Annotated in this window: 1 protein-coding gene; it reads left to right on the top strand. The window is 47.2% G+C overall.

All coding sequences use genetic code 11. The features are described from left to right. Nucleotides 1-40 precede the first annotated feature (40 nt). Nucleotides 41-268: a hypothetical protein gene (locus BHE89_RS24110; protein WP_286145787.1), complete on the top strand. Its 228-nt coding sequence runs from the start codon at nucleotides 41-43 to the stop codon at nucleotides 266-268. Nucleotides 269-316: the final 48 nt, after the last annotated feature.

Here is a 316-nt window from a genome sequence, read left to right as displayed (position 1 = left end):
TAGCCATCGAAGTCCGCAAAAAAACGCACTTATGTGAACCGTGACGCCGTTGAAAAAAGCGCAAGCGGATGAGCAAGCTCAGCGTGAAGCGGAAGAAAAAGGCGCATCGCGAAGCAGAAGAAAAAAGCCCCAGCGCGAAGCACAAGAGAAAGCACAGCGCGAAGCTGAAGAAAAAAGCAAAAACGTGAAGCTGAAAAGGCAAAGAAAGACGCCGAAGAAAAAGCGAAACGTGAAGCTGAAGAAGCAAAACGTGAAGCAGCGGAATTAGCTAAGCGCGAAGCAGCGGAAAAAGATAAAGTGAAACAAAACGATAAAC

Source organism: Shigella sp. FC1967, from assembly GCF_001743005.1.
GTDB lineage: Bacteria > Pseudomonadota > Gammaproteobacteria > Enterobacterales > Enterobacteriaceae > Proteus.
This window is presented reverse-complemented; position numbering and strand designations above follow the sequence as displayed.